Annotated in this window: 13 protein-coding genes and 3 pseudogenes; 3 read left to right on the top strand and 13 right to left on the bottom strand. The window is 54.1% G+C overall.

Annotated elements, in window-relative coordinates; all coding sequences use genetic code 11:
- Positions 1–224 precede the first annotated feature (224 nt).
- Complete coding sequence (locus JCM12539_RS03320) at positions 225–971, bottom strand: Cof-type HAD-IIB family hydrolase (RefSeq protein ID WP_225350221.1); 747 nt, start codon at positions 969–971, stop codon at positions 225–227.
- A 222-nt stretch (positions 972–1,193) separates the two neighbouring features.
- Between JCM12539_RS03320 and JCM12539_RS03315 the strand changes: the two genes are divergently transcribed.
- Positions 1,194–3,023: a GGDEF and EAL domain-containing protein gene (locus tag JCM12539_RS03315; RefSeq protein ID WP_054649237.1), complete on the top strand. Its 1,830-nt coding sequence runs from the start codon at positions 1,194–1,196 to the stop codon at positions 3,021–3,023.
- A 55-nt stretch (positions 3,024–3,078) separates the two neighbouring features.
- Here the strand turns inward: JCM12539_RS03315 and JCM12539_RS03310 are convergent.
- From JCM12539_RS03310 to JCM12539_RS03285, 6 genes and pseudogenes are all read right to left on the bottom strand, one after another.
- A pseudogene (locus JCM12539_RS03310) lies at positions 3,079–4,381 on the bottom strand (PTS transporter subunit IIC).
- A gap of 194 nt (positions 4,382–4,575) precedes the next feature.
- Positions 4,576–6,000, bottom strand: coding sequence for a 6-phospho-beta-galactosidase (gene lacG / locus JCM12539_RS03305; RefSeq protein WP_054649235.1), 1,425 nt, complete (start codon positions 5,998–6,000; stop codon positions 4,576–4,578).
- Positions 6,001–6,018: 18 nt separating this feature from the next.
- The gene (locus JCM12539_RS03300) at positions 6,019–6,372 is read right to left on the bottom strand and encodes a PTS lactose/cellobiose transporter subunit IIA (RefSeq protein WP_054649233.1); all 354 of its coding nucleotides are present in this window, start codon (positions 6,370–6,372) and stop codon (positions 6,019–6,021) included.
- Positions 6,373–6,396: 24 nt separating this feature from the next.
- A complete protein-coding gene (locus JCM12539_RS03295; protein WP_054649231.1) occupies positions 6,397–7,260 on the bottom strand; it encodes a PRD domain-containing protein in 864 nt (287 codons plus the stop codon).
- 27 nt (positions 7,261–7,287) lie between these two features.
- Positions 7,288–9,026: pseudogene (locus tag JCM12539_RS03290) on the bottom strand (PTS lactose transporter subunit IIBC).
- A gap of 690 nt (positions 9,027–9,716) precedes the next feature.
- A complete protein-coding gene (locus JCM12539_RS03285) occupies positions 9,717–10,730 on the bottom strand; it encodes an NAD-dependent epimerase/dehydratase family protein (RefSeq protein WP_054649229.1) in 1,014 nt (337 codons plus the stop codon).
- Between the two features lie 166 nt (positions 10,731–10,896).
- Between JCM12539_RS03285 and JCM12539_RS03280 the strand changes: the two genes are divergently transcribed.
- Positions 10,897–11,496, top strand: coding sequence for a TetR/AcrR family transcriptional regulator (locus tag JCM12539_RS03280; protein WP_156302026.1), 600 nt, complete (start codon positions 10,897–10,899; stop codon positions 11,494–11,496).
- Between the two features lie 6 nt (positions 11,497–11,502).
- Here JCM12539_RS03280 and JCM12539_RS12550 read toward each other — a convergent pair whose 3' ends face one another.
- Together JCM12539_RS12550 and JCM12539_RS03275 are read right to left on the bottom strand one after the other, a co-directional pair.
- Positions 11,503–11,685 (bottom strand): helix-turn-helix domain-containing protein, encoded by a 183-nt coding sequence (locus JCM12539_RS12550; RefSeq protein WP_263849732.1) that lies wholly within the window; start codon positions 11,683–11,685, stop codon positions 11,503–11,505.
- Positions 11,686–11,738: 53 nt separating this feature from the next.
- Positions 11,739–12,143 (bottom strand): Crp/Fnr family transcriptional regulator, encoded by a 405-nt coding sequence (locus tag JCM12539_RS03275; RefSeq protein ID WP_054649225.1) that lies wholly within the window; start codon positions 12,141–12,143, stop codon positions 11,739–11,741.
- Positions 12,144–12,238: 95 nt separating this feature from the next.
- Here JCM12539_RS03275 and JCM12539_RS03270 point away from each other — a divergent pair, with 95 nt between their 5' ends.
- Positions 12,239–12,796 (top strand): hypothetical protein, encoded by a 558-nt coding sequence (locus JCM12539_RS03270; RefSeq protein WP_054649223.1) that lies wholly within the window; start codon positions 12,239–12,241, stop codon positions 12,794–12,796.
- A 58-nt stretch (positions 12,797–12,854) separates the two neighbouring features.
- On the opposite strand, the gene JCM12539_RS13505 is transcribed toward JCM12539_RS03270, so the two are convergent.
- From JCM12539_RS13505 to JCM12539_RS03255, 4 genes and pseudogenes are all read right to left on the bottom strand, one after another.
- Positions 12,855–12,995 carry a hypothetical protein gene (locus JCM12539_RS13505; protein WP_156302024.1) on the bottom strand — a complete coding sequence of 47 codons (141 nt, stop codon included), beginning with the start codon at positions 12,993–12,995 and terminating at the stop codon, positions 12,855–12,857.
- A 12-nt stretch (positions 12,996–13,007) separates the two neighbouring features.
- Positions 13,008–13,256, bottom strand: a complete 249-nt coding sequence (locus tag JCM12539_RS03265; protein WP_054649221.1) for a GlsB/YeaQ/YmgE family stress response membrane protein — start codon at positions 13,254–13,256, stop codon at positions 13,008–13,010.
- A 271-nt stretch (positions 13,257–13,527) separates the two neighbouring features.
- Complete coding sequence (locus tag JCM12539_RS13035; protein ID WP_054649219.1) at positions 13,528–13,791, bottom strand: hypothetical protein; 264 nt, start codon at positions 13,789–13,791, stop codon at positions 13,528–13,530.
- A gap of 44 nt (positions 13,792–13,835) precedes the next feature.
- A pseudogene (locus JCM12539_RS03255) lies at positions 13,836–18,233 on the bottom strand (S8 family serine peptidase).
- Positions 18,234–18,326 lie beyond the last annotated feature (93 nt).

Below are 18,326 nucleotides of genomic sequence, written 5' to 3'. Positions count from 1 at the left end.
TATCATTGGTAAACGCCTCTAACGGCTAATTGCAAAGCGTTATCGTTACCATAGACTTTTATCAGGAAAATTTGTCCCAATAAAAAACGTGCGGTCGCAAAAATGTCAGTTTTGCTACCACACGTGCCAATAATGGCATAACAAATCGTTTGCGACCTAAACACCAAACCGCTTGATGGCCTCCGCAATGCCCCCGACATTATTGTCGGCCACCACCGCATCAGCTACCTGCTGGAGCGCTTGGCGCCGTTGCCCATTGCAACACCCACGCCGGCCGCACGGACCATGGGCAAGTCGTTGCCACCATCACCAATCGCTAGCGTTTCCGCCAACGGGATATCAAAGTAGTCGCGCAAAAATGTTAGCGCCGCTGCTTTGGTCACCCCATCGTGCGTAATCTCCAAATAGGTCGGCTTCGACCGCGAGATGGCCAGCTCTAGCTCAGGACGGTCGGTCAACGCGGCCTCCAGCACGTCGATGGATGGCTCTTCGCCCATCACCAAAATTTTGTGGATTGGTTCCGTGCCGGCCAGCACTTCCCGGAGCGGCTGGACTTCCGGGGCAAAACCCGTGATGGCGGCCTCCTGTTGCTCCCAGTACTCCTCCTCGTCGACGTACCAGTGAAGTTCCGAGAACACGTTCACACTGACCCCGAGGTCTTGCTCGCGCGCCAACCGGTACACCGTCCGCGCCGCGCTGGTTGCGAGGGGCTCCTCAAACAAAGGTGCAAGCTCACCGTCCGCATCACGCTGAGTAATGTAAGCTCCGTTGAAGCTCACTAACGGTACGTCAAAGCCAAGCTGGTCGGCCAAAGCGGTCATCCCCAAAGGCGGTCGGGCCGACGCCAACACGAAACGCCCACCGCAATCCTTGTAATTCCGAATTGCCGCCACCACGTTCGCGGGAATGACGTGCTCATCGTTCACCAAGGTGCCATCGATATCACTAATCATCAGTCTGACTTTGCCCATAATCTCATGCCCCCTATTCGTCGTTCCCAGTGTACCATGGTTAGCGTATACATGACGATAGCGGCGCACTTAATCCCGAAACGTTTCCATGTACTAGCGGGAAATTATTTGCTTGTGGAATAGCCCACAAAGACCTAGACTGAACTTAGATAATACTGTGGGCTGTGGCGTCTCGGGGGACGAATGCTACGACCAAAAAGCCGCCTTTGGGGAGGTGCACGCATGTCCATTAACCAAATTCAACCGCAGATTGTGCAATTGTTGGTGATGACATTCTTCATCACTAGCTTTGCCAGTTTCTACTCCAGCTATTGGCACCGTCTAGCCACGCAACCAGCAACGAATCCGTCATCGCCGGTTTGGCGCATACTGCTCTCGCTGGGCATTGAGGGCCTCGGCATCGTACTGTTTATCACGGCCAGCATGGTTGGACCGACAAACGCAGTCATATATACCAACGGTGCGCTAATTCTACTGTCATCCGTACTGTTCGATACCAACACAACCTGGCCGGAATACATGGTGCGCGTCGCGGGTATTCTGCTCGTTTGGATTGCGGCTCACTGGGACAACCTGACCAGCCCACTCGTTATGACGATGACCGTCGTTATGCTGGGACTGCTTTCTGTTATTCGGGCGCAATCGCGGACCACACGCGCCAACCTCGCGCTCAACATGACCATGTCCGCACTTGCCGACTTTGCATTCTGGATGACCCTCCCGGCCACCACGCTACTCGGCCTCGACGGTACCGGCCTGAGCCTCACCATCGCGATCGGGATGTTCCTCATCATGGCGAGCGTACTCAACATCTACTGGGTGTACCGCCATCACGCGATGACCAAAGCCGCCCAGATCACCAACAACGTGCTGACGACGGCCGCCACCTACGAACGGTACGAGCACCATATGACCGACATGTTCAACACAGCACAGGAGTCTGCCGGTACGTTCACCATGGCCGTGATGGACATCGACCACTTTGCCCAGGTCAACACGCAGTGCGGTCACATGGGTGGTAACGGCCTCCTGCTGGACCTTACCCACTTGCTGGAGGAGACGCTCCGCCAGTACGCCGATTCCGTCGAGATTCTCCGGACAGGTGGGCAGGAATTCACGGTCGCCGTAAAGAACGCCGATGGTCAGGCCGCCTTACCCATCATCGTGGCCTGCTGGCAGGCCGTGCGCACACACCATTTCTACTACAAAGGTGGTCAGGTTAACTTGACCGTATCGGTGGGGATGACCAGTATGCATCCCCGCGACGAATCGGTGGAAGATACTTACCAACGCGCGACGACTAACCTGCAGCAAAGCAAACATTCTGGTCGCGACGTGATCACCCTGGACGGCCAAGTGTACGGCCAGCACCATCAGGCCCACCACGCCGAACTGGCCTACTTTGGTCAGGGCATCTATGACGTCAACGCTGACAACCCGCGACTCGTGCACAACGAACTACTGCTGCGGCAATATGATGCGAGCCACCATCGTTGGGTGTTACCGCAAAGCTTTGAGATTAGCGTCGGCACCCAGATTAACTTGCTCCGGCACTTCCTTCGGCACTCACAATGCAAATCGGTCACGCTTAACCTCACCGCCCAGGAATTCCGGGACGCAACGGTAGCAACCGCGCTAACGCTGTTCAAGCAACGCGCGGACGGCCCCGAAGAATTGATTGTGGAAATCATGGACACACCCAGCCTGCAATACGTCCGTGAAATTAGCAGCATTTACCACGCTGGCGGGGTCAAAATATACATCGACGACGTGGGTAGCGACAACAGCTTTGAGCTAGTACACACCCTGTTTCCGTACGTCGATGGCGTGAAGTTCGCCATGCAGAACCTACGCAAAACGGCCACCTTTGAACAGATGGCCGAACGCATTAAATTCTGGACCGGCATCGCGCAAGAATACCACCTGGAGTTCATCCTCGAGGGCGTCGAAACGCAATACGAGATGGCGTTTGACCGCACCAACTTTGGTATCATGCTCGAGCAGGGCTACTACTTTGGCCGACCTGCGCCGGCGGAAAAAGCCGTTGCGTGAATACGTATCATTATCACTGCAAAGCAGCCGCGGCTGCTTTTTTTGTTGACCGGTTTTACTGGTACTCCCGGTTACGGCGCCGCATCACGCGGGCGTACCAGGCAAATAGTAGCAGGTACGCAATTGTACCAACCAGCGTGACCATCACCCATTTGGCATCGCCACCACTACTTTTGCCTAATGCTACCGCCAGTAGTTGCTCCACGGGCCCCTCCTTAGTGGCCGCGCTGATTGCCATTATTCCATGCTCTCCCACTAGTGATGCGGTCGCGTGGGTGATAAACGGGGCGGACAGCGACCCGGCCCAGAGGAACAACGGTAATTCCACGGCGCCAATGACCACCATCCGGATTACCTTCCCGCGTGTCACCACTAGTAAAGCCGGTGTAACGCCCATCGCAATGATTCCCCCGAGCGGCAAAATACGGTTACCAGGTAAAATCAAGGCCTCCACAACCATAATGGGGGCCAAAATATTAGCGGTTGCCCACAGCTCGGAACGGCTCGACAAAAAGGCCCAATCCAACCCAACGTTGAGTGACCAACCGGCAAAAATGTGATTAAGACGGTTAGTTAATCCCTGCGTCAGTGGATCAACCGCCGCCGTGAACCAACCACCGATAACGTTAAATAATTCCAGGGTTGTCGCCAGCGTCAGGGCCAGCGTTGCCACTGATGTCAACGGTAGTCTCCCCATTAGCCCCACAAAAATGCCGATGTACATACCGATAGCAAACCGACTACCCGCAAACCCAATTCGATTATTCAAAGCGGCGGCATCAACATCAAAATGGTCCAGCCACCCCAAACACAGTGAGTACAATTTATCTAGCACCATCACGAGTGGGTTAATCATGTAGTTCAAATGGCTAGTGGTCATCAGACTACTAGGATTCCCCAGTAAGTCATTAAATGTCGGCTTCATCAGGTCCGCGTTAATTAATTTCAGCACCACCAGTAGCGCCACAAAGACTAGGGTTAGCCACAATGGGCAGTATACATAGCCAACAGCGCCGTAAAGGCCACATGCCAAATATCAAAGATGTCAATGTCCAACGTCTGGGTGTAACGTAATTTAAGCATGATAATATTGATGATCAGTGCCACGCCAAGAAACAGTAACGTGTGCGGTGCGGCCCACGTAATGGTGGCAATAGGCGCCCAGCCAACATCAGCACAGGCAAATTCACGCCGGTTTGCCGGGCCATTGCGGCTAAAGCCGGTCGGTAAACGGTTGATAGTATCCCCACCGTCGTCACAATTCCAGTAATGGCGATGGCTAACTGCAGCGCTCCCGCCACGGCTTTACTCAGTGCCGACCCACTCACCCACGTGGCCAACCAAAGACATAACGCCATCACCACTATGGGATTAGCTCGGGTAAAATTAATTATGGTATCCACTACGCGCTTCCTTCCTGGTTCAACCGCAACACGCGCCAAGCCCCGTCTGAATCCCGATTGGGGAAATTCCGGCGGGGCTTAGTGTCATGCATTAGTTTACGTCCTGGTTCTAGAACCAGCAACTGGACAGTCGGCATTGGTCGGGGTGACTAGCCGCCAATTGTCCGTCCTAGCTCACGAAACCACAAGGTACTCTTTTTAATCTCACGCGCCTGCGTATCAAAGTTGACGTAGAACAAGCCATAACGCTTATTATAACCATTGGCCCAGGAAAACTGGTCTTGTAGCGACCAAACAAAGTAGCCCTGAACGTCAACACCTTCCACGCGCGCTTGGAGTAGCGCTTCAACGTGTCGGTCAATAAAATCAATCCGTTTATCGTCGTTAATTAGTTGACCCACGCCCTGATACTCGTCCTTGTACCCCAAGCCATTTTCCGTAATGTAGATGGTTTTACTGTTGGGATACTCGGTTGCAACCCGCTTGAGCATGTCATACATACCCTCCGGATAAATATTCCAATCCCAGTCGGTTTGGTCCACACCCGGCTTCTTCACATGCTGACCCACGCCCTTAAACTTGAACGCGCTAGTCCCCTTCTCACCAGTGCCATTGAAGCTATTCGTACTCTCACCAGCATAGGCGGTAACAAACGAAGGCTGGTAGTAGTTCATACCAAAGTAATCATTCTGGGTGGAAGCGGCCTTAATAATCTCCATATCGCCAGGTTCAATCGTTAGGTGCGCGTCATTAGCGTCCAACAATTCATCAATCAGTGCCATGGTGGCATCGGTATACTCACCCTTAAAGGTACCATCCAGTAAGAAACGGTTCATGAAGGCATCTTCCAAATCCGCCGCGTGTTGGTTGGCCGGCGTTTCTGGATACGCGTAAACCGGCTGTAATACGTGAATTAAACCGATGCGCCCGGCATACCCCTTCTCCTTGAACAGGTTTACTACCCGTGCGTGTGCCAGCAACTCATTATGTTGCGCCTGAATACCGCTAGTCACGTCAAAGTGGTGGCTGGGTGGGAAGTTACCCTGGATATACTGCGAAAAGGCCAGTGAAATTAGTTCGTTGATGGTGAACCAATTCTGCACTTCGGTAAACTCACCGAAACAGAAATCGGCGTACCGCACAAAAGCATCAATAGTCGCACGGTTCAGCCAATCACCGTCATCAAACAGCCGCTTGGGCGTGTCAAAGTGGTGTAAGGAAACGTAAGGCGTCACGCCGTTCGCAATACAGTCCGCAAACAGGCGGTGGTAATACGCTACTCCCGCTGTATTGGGCTCACCCGCTCCATCTGGGAAGATTCGTGACCAGGCGATTGATACCCGGACAGCGTTCAGTCCGTAGAGCTTGGCCAGCTCAATATCCTCAGGGTAACGATGGTAGAAGTCGCTAGCGGGATCCGGACTAAACCGGCCCTGCGCCGCTAAATAGTCATCCCACATGGTCTTACCCTTACCATCGACTTTGGTTGCACCCTCGACTTGGTACGCGGCGGTGGCCCCACCCCATACAAAGCCATCTGGCAACTGCTTAACACGTTTCAATAATGATTCCACGGTTCATTTACCCCCATCTTAATTGCGAGTATGGTCGGCCAACTTTTGTTCTAAATCATGAATACGTTCATATTCATCAATGAAGTACTTGGCCTCATTTTTGAGCATCATCGTGGTCATTAACGTGTCCTGCGCGTGCACCATGATGAACGTCACGTCCATCTCCTGACCACCGGCTTCGGCACTCAATAATTTGGTCTGCGTGTTGTGGGCAAGGTTAATTGACTCTTCCGCGGACTTAACTAGTTCACGTGCGTGGTCAAACTTGCCTTTGTGTGCTGAGTCGAGTGCATCCAGCAAGTCTGTCTCGGCGTCACCCGCGTACGCGACGATGTCGAACCCCGTCATGGAAATTTCTTTCTTTGTTGCCATAATCAATTACCCCCTGCGACTACGTTATTCCTGTGCGTCATTTTCTTGAATTAAACGTTGAATGTGGATGATGAAGTACAACCGTTCGTTCTCCGTCAACTGTACCTGGAGTTGCTTTTCCAGCTGGTCAGCAATCTCGGCAGCAATCCCGTACGACCGTGGAAATTTCTGCTGGTACTCCCGGTAGATTTCCGAGCTCAGTGTTTGGGCGTCCTGGTCGTTGGCTTTCACCCGTTCCACCATGTACTGCAAGTGAATCATGAGGCGGTCAAAGTAGTTCTGGTTCGCCACGTTGCGCTGAATATGATATCTACTGAACACGGATTTAACCGTGTTATTAACCTCAGTAGTCATATCTGGAGTAGCAGCAACCGTATCGTCGTTCTCCTCGCCCTGAGCGTTGATGAAGTGTAAAGCCAAACTTTTTACTTCGGCTTGTGGGAACTGCACGTTCAGAGCTCGGTTAATCGACGCCAAAGTTGCTTGGGCCACCGCGTACTCGGCCGGAAACCGGTCATGGATGTCTGGCACGACACTTGGCTGGTAACGGCCGTCCATCAACCGTTTATACATCTGAAACACGTGGTCAGTCAGCGTAATGTACACATAGTTCAGCAGCTGCATGTGGTAGTCACGCTTAGCCTGATCAACCGCGCCAAAGACGGTCACCACAATATCAATGGGTACATTTTTCAATAAACTCGCAAACTGACCGCGTACCCGGCTGTCATCTAGATAAAGAATTTTGCTAGCGTTACTGGCGTCGATGACATCGCCCTTACGCTTTCCAAAACCAATGCCTTTACCCTGAATGACGGCTTCCTTACCTTCACCGACTGTGACTAGGGCACTGTTGTTGTTATAGATCTGCCGAACTATTAACTTCATGGTGTCCTCCTACTATTATTATTCTAACTACCCCTTATCGTCCTCAGTATTGTTGACCGCGTCCAGGACAAACTTTACGGCGTTGGCCGGATCGTGCGTCAGCGCAATGTATTGCTGACCCTTAGTGGCCACGAGCTTAATACCCAGTTTATCAGTATCGGCCTTCAAATCGCTGTAATACGTACGAACCTGCGGGGCCAACACCACGAGGTCGTAATTCGGCAGAATATCGTGGTGCGAGCCATATGCACCCGCAGTCGCAACAATCGGTTCACCGGTCGCCTTCGCGCCTTCGACCAGTGCGTTCGCCAGTTGCTCACTAGTGCCACCACCGGCACAAAGTACTAGCACCTTAAGCTGCTGGTCAAGTTTCTTGAGTGGCTGCTCGTCTGCCTTGTCGACAGTATCGGCAGTCGTAGTGGCTGTGGCTTCCGTCGCTGTTGTAGCTTCAGCAACGGCCGGACCATCGGTGGCTCCAGCAACCGCCACGGCACCTTGGCCCTGTTCCTGCAAAATCAAAGTAGCGTCATACGCCTTAATGAACGGTAGGTAAATCAGGGCATCAAGGATTAACAGTATCGCCATAAGTACCAGTGAACTCCACTGGAAGTTGGTGTCTAGGAATGCCCCAATTGGCCCAGGCAATGCCCATGACAGCACGTACATAAACCCACGCATCAGGTGCAAGTCAATGAACAACTTACCAATGGCCACGTTCACCATCGGCGCGATGACAAATGGAACCAGGAAGTACGGGTTCAGCACAATTGGTGCACCAAATAGTAATGGCTCGTTCACGGCGAACATTACTGGTACGACCGACGCGTCCCAATAGCTTTAAGCTGCTTTGACCGGGCAAATAGTAAGAAGAGAATCGGTACCACGAAGGTTGCACCAGTGCCGCCCAATTCACCCACAAAGTTCAAAAAGTTTTCGGACAGGGCGTGGATAGGAAAATGCCCCGCCTTGAATAATGCCAAGTTAGCCGTAGTGTTACCAAACAAAGCTGACTCAATGGCTGGCTTAACCACGGACGGACCATGAATACCCATGAACCAGAACAGGGGGATGAGGAACTCAACAAACATAATCCCCGGGTAAGTGTCGGCCCCTTTGAAAATTGGTGCAAGTACGGTCTGAATCACCTGTGCAAACGGTACGGACAGCCATGCCCGTGCAGCCACATCAATCAAAGAAAAAAATCAAGGTAGCCATCCCAAACGGAATGATGTCCCGGAACGTTTGCGAAATGGCGCCAGGTACTTCCTTTGGTAGCTTGATGGTTAGGTCACGAGAAACACAGAACTGGTATACCCAAACGGTGACAAAGGCGGCTACGAATGCCGACAGAATACCATCCGTACCAAAGAAACCCGCCTGGTAGTTACCCGCCTTAGTCGTGCCGATGGCCAGTAGCATGAAGCCAACCATCGCGGCCATCATGGTGGAGGTATTGTTGATGAAACGTCCACCCTTCATGCGCTGGTTAATGGACCAGTTAACGCCTTAGCGGTGGTCCCCGCTACATAGAAGCCCACAAAACCCATGGTGTAGTTATAAATCTTGTTGAACCACGCGTTGAGATCAGTTGGAATTGTAATACCAATTAGTGGTGGTACATTTGACAACAGAATGAACACACTGGAGAACAGGATGATTGGCATTGCAGCAATAAAGCCATCTTTAATTGCCATTAAGTAAATGTTGCGCGAGATTTTCTCGAACAGCTTTTGATGCTTTTCAAGCCTTGAGATAATAAATTGCATGACTCTTTCCTTCTTTCAGCATCGCTAGTAACAATGAATAATTGCATTGTTCAGAGCACCCCGGGGGCATTCACGTAATTATTAGCTATCTGAGCGCACAAAAATAACCGTGGTTACACCGCTGGTATTACCAGCGCCGTCAGCCACGGTTACGCCTAGTTGAGTAGTAACGATCCGTTTATGCTGTTGCTCTTTACAAAGGTTATAATAAACGCACTAACTGAATTTGTAAACGCTTTCTGAATTAAAAAAACATTTTCTTTTTCGGGTCTATACGTTAAAGGCTCACCGGAAAGCGGCAGTTATAGAAAGCGTTTGCAGGTACAATAACAATTTTTTTCTTACTTGAATCTCAATTGGCCCAACGGTATCACTTGAGTTGCCCGCGAAAGTATTAATGCTGGCGAAAGTAGAAAAATATGCCCATCCTTACTACAGTATTAACGAGAGACGAGCGGAAAGAGCTACCTCATCTATACGTAGAAAACTGGAGTTGCATACTGGTGACAGGGTCTATTTCAGCGAAAGCCACGACCAGTGCGTTATTACCAAATTCCCCCCGCACCTAATTGGCTTGAGTTGACACAACATATTCCCCACGTGCGCGTTATCTTCGATCAAAACGGACATTACGACGCAAAGCAGTCACCAAACTTTGACAAATGGATGCACGAAGACGACTAGCGGCGCCTACTTCACCAACCCGGCATCCATTAGTGACCGCGCTGCGTCCAAAACGGTTTCTGCGGGCGTGTGCTGAGTCCAACTCAAATCACGCTGCGCCGCGGCCGTTGTGTGCCGATAGCGGCGCCGTAGCATCGGTACCAGTGTCCGTAACGAGGGTACAAACCGCGACATCAACCGCACCGTCCAGTTGGGTGCGGCCACAAAGTGCAGGTGTAGCTCTGGAAACGCCTGCCGGTACGTGGCCAGCACTGACGGCATGGTCATCAACTGATCCGCAGCCAAATACCGGTGTCCTACAGCAGCCGGATTAGACAGCGCCAGCCGGTGTAAGGTCGCCAAATCGCGAACGTCAGTGATTTCCATCGGCACTTTGGGTACCAGGTGCTGCCCGCGCAACATTGTCAGCAGAATACTGTCTGAACTAATTTGGTCTGGAGTCAGAATGGGACCAAAGATAGCACCGGGCATAATCGTGGTGAGTTCCATCCCCTGTTCCCGCGCAAAATGCCACGCGGCCTTTTCTGCCGCAATTTTGGACCGCCGGTAAGGGTCTAGCTCGGGATTATCTTCCGGTGACCAGTATTCTTCATCCAATAACTGATCACCCACACTAGTTGGGGCGGTTGATGCTGCTTGAGAGCTGGTCATGACCACCCGGGTGACCCCTGCGTCATGTGCTGCCTGTAGGACATTAAGCGTCCCGCCCCGAGCAACACGGACCATTTCTGCCGTTGACTCGGTGCCGTGGCCCAAAGGCGAAGCAACGTGCATAACGGCATCCGCGCCGTGCATTCCTGCCGCCCACCCATCCGTACTGGTTAAGTCAGCGGTAAAGAAACTGAGGCGCGTGGCCTGCTCTGCTGGTAACCCACGCGTAACGCTACCGGTTACCCGGTCCGCTTTGCGCATGTTCCGTAACGAAGCGCGGACAGTATAGTCGTGCTGTAACAAATCCCGAATCACCCACCCCGCTACGAAGCCGGAGCCACCAGTAACCACAATCGTTTTGTTATTCATATTTACTCTCCCTCGGGTTAAAACCATCCGTCATTAATTTTGACAAACTTATTAGACAATTTACACACGAAACTGTATAATTTGTTCAGAGAAATGTCAAGGAGGAATTTCATGCCCACGAATAAGGACGACAAAAAAAACCGCGCTGACCATCACGTTAAACCATGTGGTGGTTGCCCACGGCTTTGCCAAACTATCAATGAATCGGCTTGCCAGTCTTGCTGGAGTCAGCCGTGCCACTTTGTACCTCTACTTCAGTAATAAGGACGAAATCGTGGATGCGGCGATTGGCCGGCACCTGCAATTTATTGCCGCTAATACTCTTAGTACAGTTGACCCCAGTCCCGCCCAGTACGTCCGTACCCGAATCAACACGTTGCTATTGTTGGGTTCGATGTCACCCGTTTTGCATAACGATTTACGCGCTGCCCGTCCCGACTTGGCGGCAAAGTTGAATAGTGGCTACCGTAATTTTCAGGCGGGCATTATTACGCAGCTGGAGACCGACATGGCCGCAGCCGTAATCACGGATACGGCTCATGCTACGACTTTGTACCAGCAGGACCACCTATTCGTTCGGAGCGTGATTACGTCCCTCACCGATGACTCGATTGATACGGTGGCGGCCCAGGCGGTGTTGACGTCGTACCTGACCGGGGCGGTTCGTGGGACGCTGCGTGACCCAACCGCCACAGCCGCGGCGTTTGCCGACAACGCCGATTTTATCAGCACCATCTGGGGTGAAATGCAGGCTACATACCGATAGCCGCGCTTACAATAACCGCACCATCTGCCCCTGCATCTCGATACGACCCTCCCGCACCAGGCGCTTCAGGTTACGGCTGAGCGTCTCCGGCGTGATGCTCAGCCACCCCGCCAGGTCGCGTTTACTCATCGGTAACCGGAAGTAATCGGTCCGCAGGCGGGCACCCGTATCTTCCAAGTAGCGGAGCAACCGCGCGTGTGCCGTTAACGTACCGAGCCCCGCGCTACGGTTTTCAAGCGTGGTCAGCGACTACCAAAGGCGCTCAGGAGGTTGACCGCGAGTTGCGGTGTGTTCGCCACCAACGTTCGGAAGTCGTCCCGGCGAATCGAACACACCCGGGCGTCCTCCGTGGCCACAGCCGAGTTCTGGTGTTCTACGTCCATGAACAAAGCCGCCTCGCTGTCCACCGCGTGACCGGCGAGAAAGTACATGATTTGTTCCGTACCGTCCGCGGCAGTCCGGAACACCTTCACCCGACCGCTGTCCACCACCAGCAGCCGGTCCGCGGTCGTCCCTGCCGCGTACAACAATTCACCTTTGCGGACGGGCTGCTGGTGGGTCGATATGGCCGCAATCTGAGCGATAATGGGGTCTGGTAAGCCGGCAAAGATGGGCGCGCCGGCGACGCACTGACGGGGATCATGCATAGTTAGTAGCCTCCACAGCGAATTGATAAATGTCAATTACAGTATACGCGTTTGGACGTACACTGAGCGTAACAATTACGAGGAGGAAAATAGTAATGACTACTTACAAAGCAGAAATCGTCCCGTTAAACGCAAACAAAATCGGCACCAGTGCGCATGGTACCGCCAGCTTAGAGCTAACGGACACCGAACTAACCATCACCATCGAGATGTTTGGCACACCCGCCAGCACCGAGCATTGGGAACACTTCCACGGATTCCCGGATGGCCGCGCTGCGGAAATCGCCACGGCCGCCCAGGACGTGAACGGCGACGGCTTTGTCGACCTGATGGAAACCGAGTCCGTGTCGGGTACCACGATGGTCCCGTTTGACGACGCGCCGGAACACATGGACATCCCGCACGACCGCTACCCCGTGGCAGACGCCGATGGCCACTTTGCGTACACCAAAGTCGTGCCACTGGCCGAACTGCAGGATAACTTTGCCAATGCGTTTGGTAGTCGCGACCTGCAGCTGGACCGCCGCGTTATCTACATCCACGGCGTACCGGCCGACCTCCAGTTGCCAGACAGCGTCGCCGGAATGGTGGGGATGTTCGACGCCCACGTCACCTTGCCGATTGCAGTGGGTAAGATAGTCCGGGTCGACTAACTACTGACACCAATAGTAAAGGCCACCCCGCATTTGTGGGGTGGCCTTTGCTATCCGGTTAACCGTGCAGCTTTGCCTGGAGTTTGTCGCCCAGACCGTCGATGCCCTTAGCGGCCATGACGGTTCCGGCTACCAGCACACCACCAACAATCAAGGTGCTAGCCAACATAAATTTAAACACTGTTTTTACTGTGTCCATGTACTCGTCCCCCTAATGATGATCCGAACGACCGGCGATCAGTGACACGATTGCCACCAGAATGACCGCCCCAATAATGGATGGAATCAGCGCCATCCCCGCTAGTTGCGGCCCCCAGTGCCCCAGAATCGCCTCACCGACGACGGAGCCCAGTAGACCAGCAATAATATTCGCGATCCACCCCATTGAGTGACCCTTGCTGGTGATGGCACCAGCAATTGCACCAATTAGCGCACCAACGATTAATGCCCATAAAAAAATGCATGATGTCGTCCCCCTTCGTTAACTGTGACAGTACCTCTGTCCTTAATTTAAGCGTAACGGGACGGGGATGGCGGGTAAAGATTTAATTTATTGGCCGCGATAAATTGCTTTATACCGGGGCTCGGATAGACCGTTGCGCGTGGTTGCGTCCGCTCAGTTTTGGCAAAGATACCGCAATAAATCTAATCGAACAATTGCCGAGACAAACGCAAAAAGCCGGCACACTTCGCAATCAATGCGCCGTGTACCGACTTCAAGTTCTTTATGATTACCGTCCATCCACCAATTCGAGGTGGTAGCCGCGGCGGCGTATTTCGCTGGCGTAGTTATCGGGTAAGGGCTCATTAAACCGGAGTTCAACGAGTACGTGCTGCCTGCCAGCGTCGTCCCGTACCGTGAAAACGTGCGCCGATCCGGGCTCGTGCGGGCGTACATCCAGCACCACCTGGTCAGGAGAGAGCTCTCCCCGCTGGCGCGCCTGCACCAACGCGGTCAACACCCGGTCTAAATTAGTAATGGTCACTGGTTGCATCCTCTTCACCCCCCCCGATGTTGCCGCTATCGTCTACATATAAACTATACACGCCGCTTCCGGGATGCAAGTCCAGCCAGTCCCAGCATGCTGAGGATAGCTAGACCGATTGCGGCCAACGGGCTGTGTGCATCCCCCGTCGCCGGCATTGCCGCCGCAGTCGTAGTTGCTGGGCTTTGACCTTGATCAGCACCACTCTGCGGACGACCTGCCTGGCTGGCGGCAGGTACTAGCTGTACGCCACCCTGACCATCATTCTTGTAACCAGGTGCAGCAGGGTGCACGTCTGGAGCGCCCTGCGCCTGCCCGCGCTGCCCACCATCAACCACGGGGCTGGTGGTGGCGGTACCCTCACTGCCCTGCGATTCATCACCGGTTGGTGTCACGCTAGTTGCGTCCACCCGTACGACGTGGAAAACCTTCGTGATGGTGTTACCCACCATATCCACGGCGGTCACGGTGAAGTAGTTATCGCCCTTCAACAAGTTGTACGTCTGGCTAAAGTCAGCCGCCCCATAAGGGTTTGAGCTGGCCGCATCCGCATCCACGTGGTTGTTAAAGCCAGCCAGGTTCTTCTGGTGCACAACGTTATCGCCGTTCGTGTACAGCCGGTAACCATTCACGTTATCGTTCACGGTGCCCGTGACGGTAAAGGTCGGGTCCGACGTCGTGATATCGTAGTTACCATCCGCATCAACCGTCAACGTGTCGGCTTGCGGCATGGACAAAGTTGGGAAGACGGTGTCCAGGTAGATCTGGAGCTCGCCGTAAGCCGTGCTACTTGCCGTCGTGCCGTCATCGTTGGTCGTAGTCGTCGTCAGACGGTAACCAACTGACTGCTGCTCAGCGGCTTTGAATGGCACCGTGAAGCTGAACGTCCCGTCCGCGTTAATCGCAACCGCCTTGGTCGGCTCGGTAGCATCAGTCACCGTCATGGCCTTCCCGGCAGGATCAGCCACCTTACCCGTAATCGTCAGTTCACTAGTCTGCGGGTCGTAAACGTCCGCCACCTGATCAGCACCCACCAACGTAAACGTGTTGTCATTAAACTTATCAAAGGAAAGCCCAGCAGTTGGCTGTGCGTGCGTCGTAATGTCCGCAAAGGCGCGCCCACTAAGCACTGGCGCCCCGGTCGTGACCGTAGCGTCCGCAGCCGCGTCTGCGTTATCGCGCAGAGCAATCACCGTGTGTGGATTCGTTGTGCTGAAGTGACCGTATCCGGCAGTGCCGTCAGCGTCAAGGAAGACGATCATTTCGTCCCCGTCAGCACGTCCAGCCTGCTTGTATTCGCCAAAGTTAGCGGTCGGGTACAGGACGGTGCCCACAAAGTCGCCGTACGGAGCCCCTTCGGTCAGGTTAAACGTCACGATACCAGTAGCCGCATCAACTTTGCCCGGGAACACCTTGCCCGAGATAGCGTCGGTCGCGTAAACAATCCAATCGACGCCCGCCGGCACCTGGCGTAGGCGGTGAAACTCGTCTGGTCGGACACGGCCTGCACGAAGCCCTCCTTACGCCAGCGGTTGTAGCTACCATCGCCGACTTGCCAACTAAACTGCGGTGCGACGGTGGCGGCAGTATCGGTCGATGAGGCCGAAGTAGTACCCGCAAACGCCTGTACACTCGCGCTGGTGTGGTTGCCAGCAACGTCCGTCACCGTCAAGGTCAGCTGCCCATCGCTCGTTGCTAGGGCGGCCATTTGCGCTGCCGTCAGTTTGAAGCTGATTGTCCCAGCGTTACTTTGCCCGTTGTTATCGAGACTCACCCCATACTCCTGGGCGCCAATCTTGAGCACCGCGTCACTAAACTGGCTGAACCCCGCACCCTGGTCGTTGTAGCTGGCCGTCAACTGACCTTTGGCGTAAGTCAGACCGGTCAGAGTCGGTGCGACGGTATCCACGGCTACAGGTAAATCAAAGTTTTGTTCCTGCTCCGCCCCGTCGTTGTACTGCTCAGTCACAATCCGGTAAGTGTACCTGCCATCCGGCGCCGTGATGTACTTGCCCGTCTGTTGGTCGTAAATCCGACCATCCCAGGTAAACGCGTCGGTATCCAGACGCATGTCGGTGCTCAACCCTAAGTCAGAGTTGTAACTGGAGCCATTTTGCAGGTATGACTTGGTCGTGTTGTTCTCCTTGTCGAGCACGCGAACCAAGTTACCATTAGCGTCCAGAATCTGAATGGTGACCGCCTTGAGGTTCTGCTTGGCAAAGACGTATGGGTACACGGTATCGCTAGCACCGTCTCCGTTAGGCGAGAACGAGACCTTGCCGTTCTCAATGTACGCGGGCACCTGTCCCCACGTGTACTTGCCCGTTACGTCGCTATTCACGAGGTTGCTCAGTGAGGCAGCGTCGGTGACCCCCAGCGGGTTATTGTTGTTATCAACGAGGTACCCACCTTAAAGATTGAGTCCTGCTTGTTCGCCGAATCATCAATAATCTGCTCGGTGGTTAGGTCACCAAAGTAGCCGAGGTACGGCACACTGATGGTCTGGGTGTCGTCCTCCGCTTTGAATGTCAAGTAGCCCTCGACAATTTGGTCAGCGGCAACCGCATCAGCCAACGCGAGCGTGAAGGTCACCACTTTGCTGGCACCGGGCGCGAGCGTAAACGTTGGCGTAGCAGTGTTCACCGCCGCTCCCGCCAAGTTCTGGTCGTGCACAATATTACCGTTACTGGTATCCCGCACCTGCGTGAGGGGCCCACCGTCGTAGTCGACCGTGTAGCTTTGGGTCGTCTGCCCGTAATTGGTTAACGTCACGTTGAAGCTGGTCGTCTGCCCGATTTTACCCAGCGACACCGAGCCGGCGTTATTTGTACCCTCAGCAGCGACGGCCAAGTTCCCCGCCTTGGTCACATCAATTTGTCCAGCACCTGGCGCCGCGGGGAGACGTAGGTGTCCGGGTAGTTTAAGTCAATCATTGGGTCGGCCGCGTTCATTAACGCTAGCTTAACGGCCTTCACCAGGTCCGCGCCCTGCAATTCTGGGCGGGTTGCCTTGAGTTTCTGCATGACTAGTAGGGCCGCACCGGCATCGTACGGGCCAGCCATGGAAGTACCGGACTCAACTGCGTATGTTTGGGTATTGGTTGTCGGGTCAATGGCCGTGGAGGTCACACTATCACCGGGCGCCGCGATGTCCGGCTTGAGCGTATAGTCCGCCATTGGTCCCCACGATGAGAAGCCGTCCATTTCAGAATCAGCACCAGTCGCACTCTTCTCGGCGGCGACGGTCATCGCGGACGCTGCGGCACCGGGATCGGCAATGGTTGAATCGTTCTTCGGCACGTACGCCGTGGAAATATCATTCGGCGTATCGGAGCCCACAATGCTGGCCGCGTTGGCGTTGTTGCTGGCCGAGATGGAAACAAAGACTCCGTGGTCGGTAGCGTACTGCACGGCGGCTTGCTCCTCGTCGGTCAGATCTTGTTCGGCCACACCAATTCCCAGTGACATTTGGATGGCGTTGGCTCCTAGCGCAACGGCGTCCCTTATTGCCCGGGAAATATCGTTAGCATTTTCGTCCGGGAACTCATCAATGACCTGCATCGCCAAAATCTGGGCTTCCGGGGCGACCCCTTTGACGTAGACTGACGCTTTAGACGTACCGGTAGCGCCATCGGCAACGGTCCCGTTGGCGGCAATAATACCAGCGACGTGTTCACCGTGCGTAGACCCGGACACCGTAGTCCCCGTGTTGACACTATCGTTGTTCACGTAATCGTAGGCAAAGGGGATCTTGCTGTTGACGTACGTGCCGTACCCTAGCTTAGCAATAGCGGCCTCCGCGGCGTCTTTGCTAATCGCCGCCGTACTATCGTCAGTCAACCGCAAGTCTGCGTGTGGTTGGACCCCAGAATCAATCACGGCCACAACCATGCCCTGACCCTGATAACCCTCATTCCACAGGCCCTCAACGTTCCCCTTGGTCAACGTATCCTGGTTTGCGGGACCGGGATCGGCGGTTGCGTCGGCTGTAGCCTGCGCGGTGGTGGTAGCGGCAGGTGTCGTCGTGGTTGCAGCGCTTGAGCTCGACGCGCTCGCACCACTGGTGGCAGTGGTGGCAGTGGCGCCGCTAGTGGCTGCACTTGAGCCAGCCTGCGATTGACTCGTAGTAGTAGCTGGCGTCGCCTGTGACGCGGTAGCCGATGATTGCGCTGGCGTCATGTCCTCCGCCGTAGCCGTGCTACTTTGCGTGTGGTTGTCCGCTGCATTTTGTGCGTCGTCCCCCGCGCTGGACGACTGTCCGGTCGTTCCCGTGTCGGTTTGCGTTTGTACCGTTGCCGCCGTCGTGGTATCGGCCGCCACTGATTGTGTGTCGTTACCACTCAGCACAATGGCTCCCGCGCTAACGGTAATGATTGCCGCCGCCACCCACTTGGAGCCCGACTTATATAACTTGTAGTGCCTCTTCATTTCGGTCATCGAATTTCTACGCATTCGCGACTACCCCCTCATATTGGTTGTTGAGCACGCCATCTTCCCAGACAAAGCTTTGCAAAAACACAAATCGTTCACATTTTTTAACGCATT

Origin of the sequence: Lacticaseibacillus pantheris DSM 15945 = JCM 12539 = NBRC 106106, assembly GCF_001311175.1 — a bacterium.
Taxonomy (GTDB): domain Bacteria; phylum Bacillota; class Bacilli; order Lactobacillales; family Lactobacillaceae; genus Lacticaseibacillus; species Lacticaseibacillus pantheris.
Note: the sequence above shows the minus strand (reverse complement) of the source record. Positions and strands in the feature narration are given on the sequence as shown.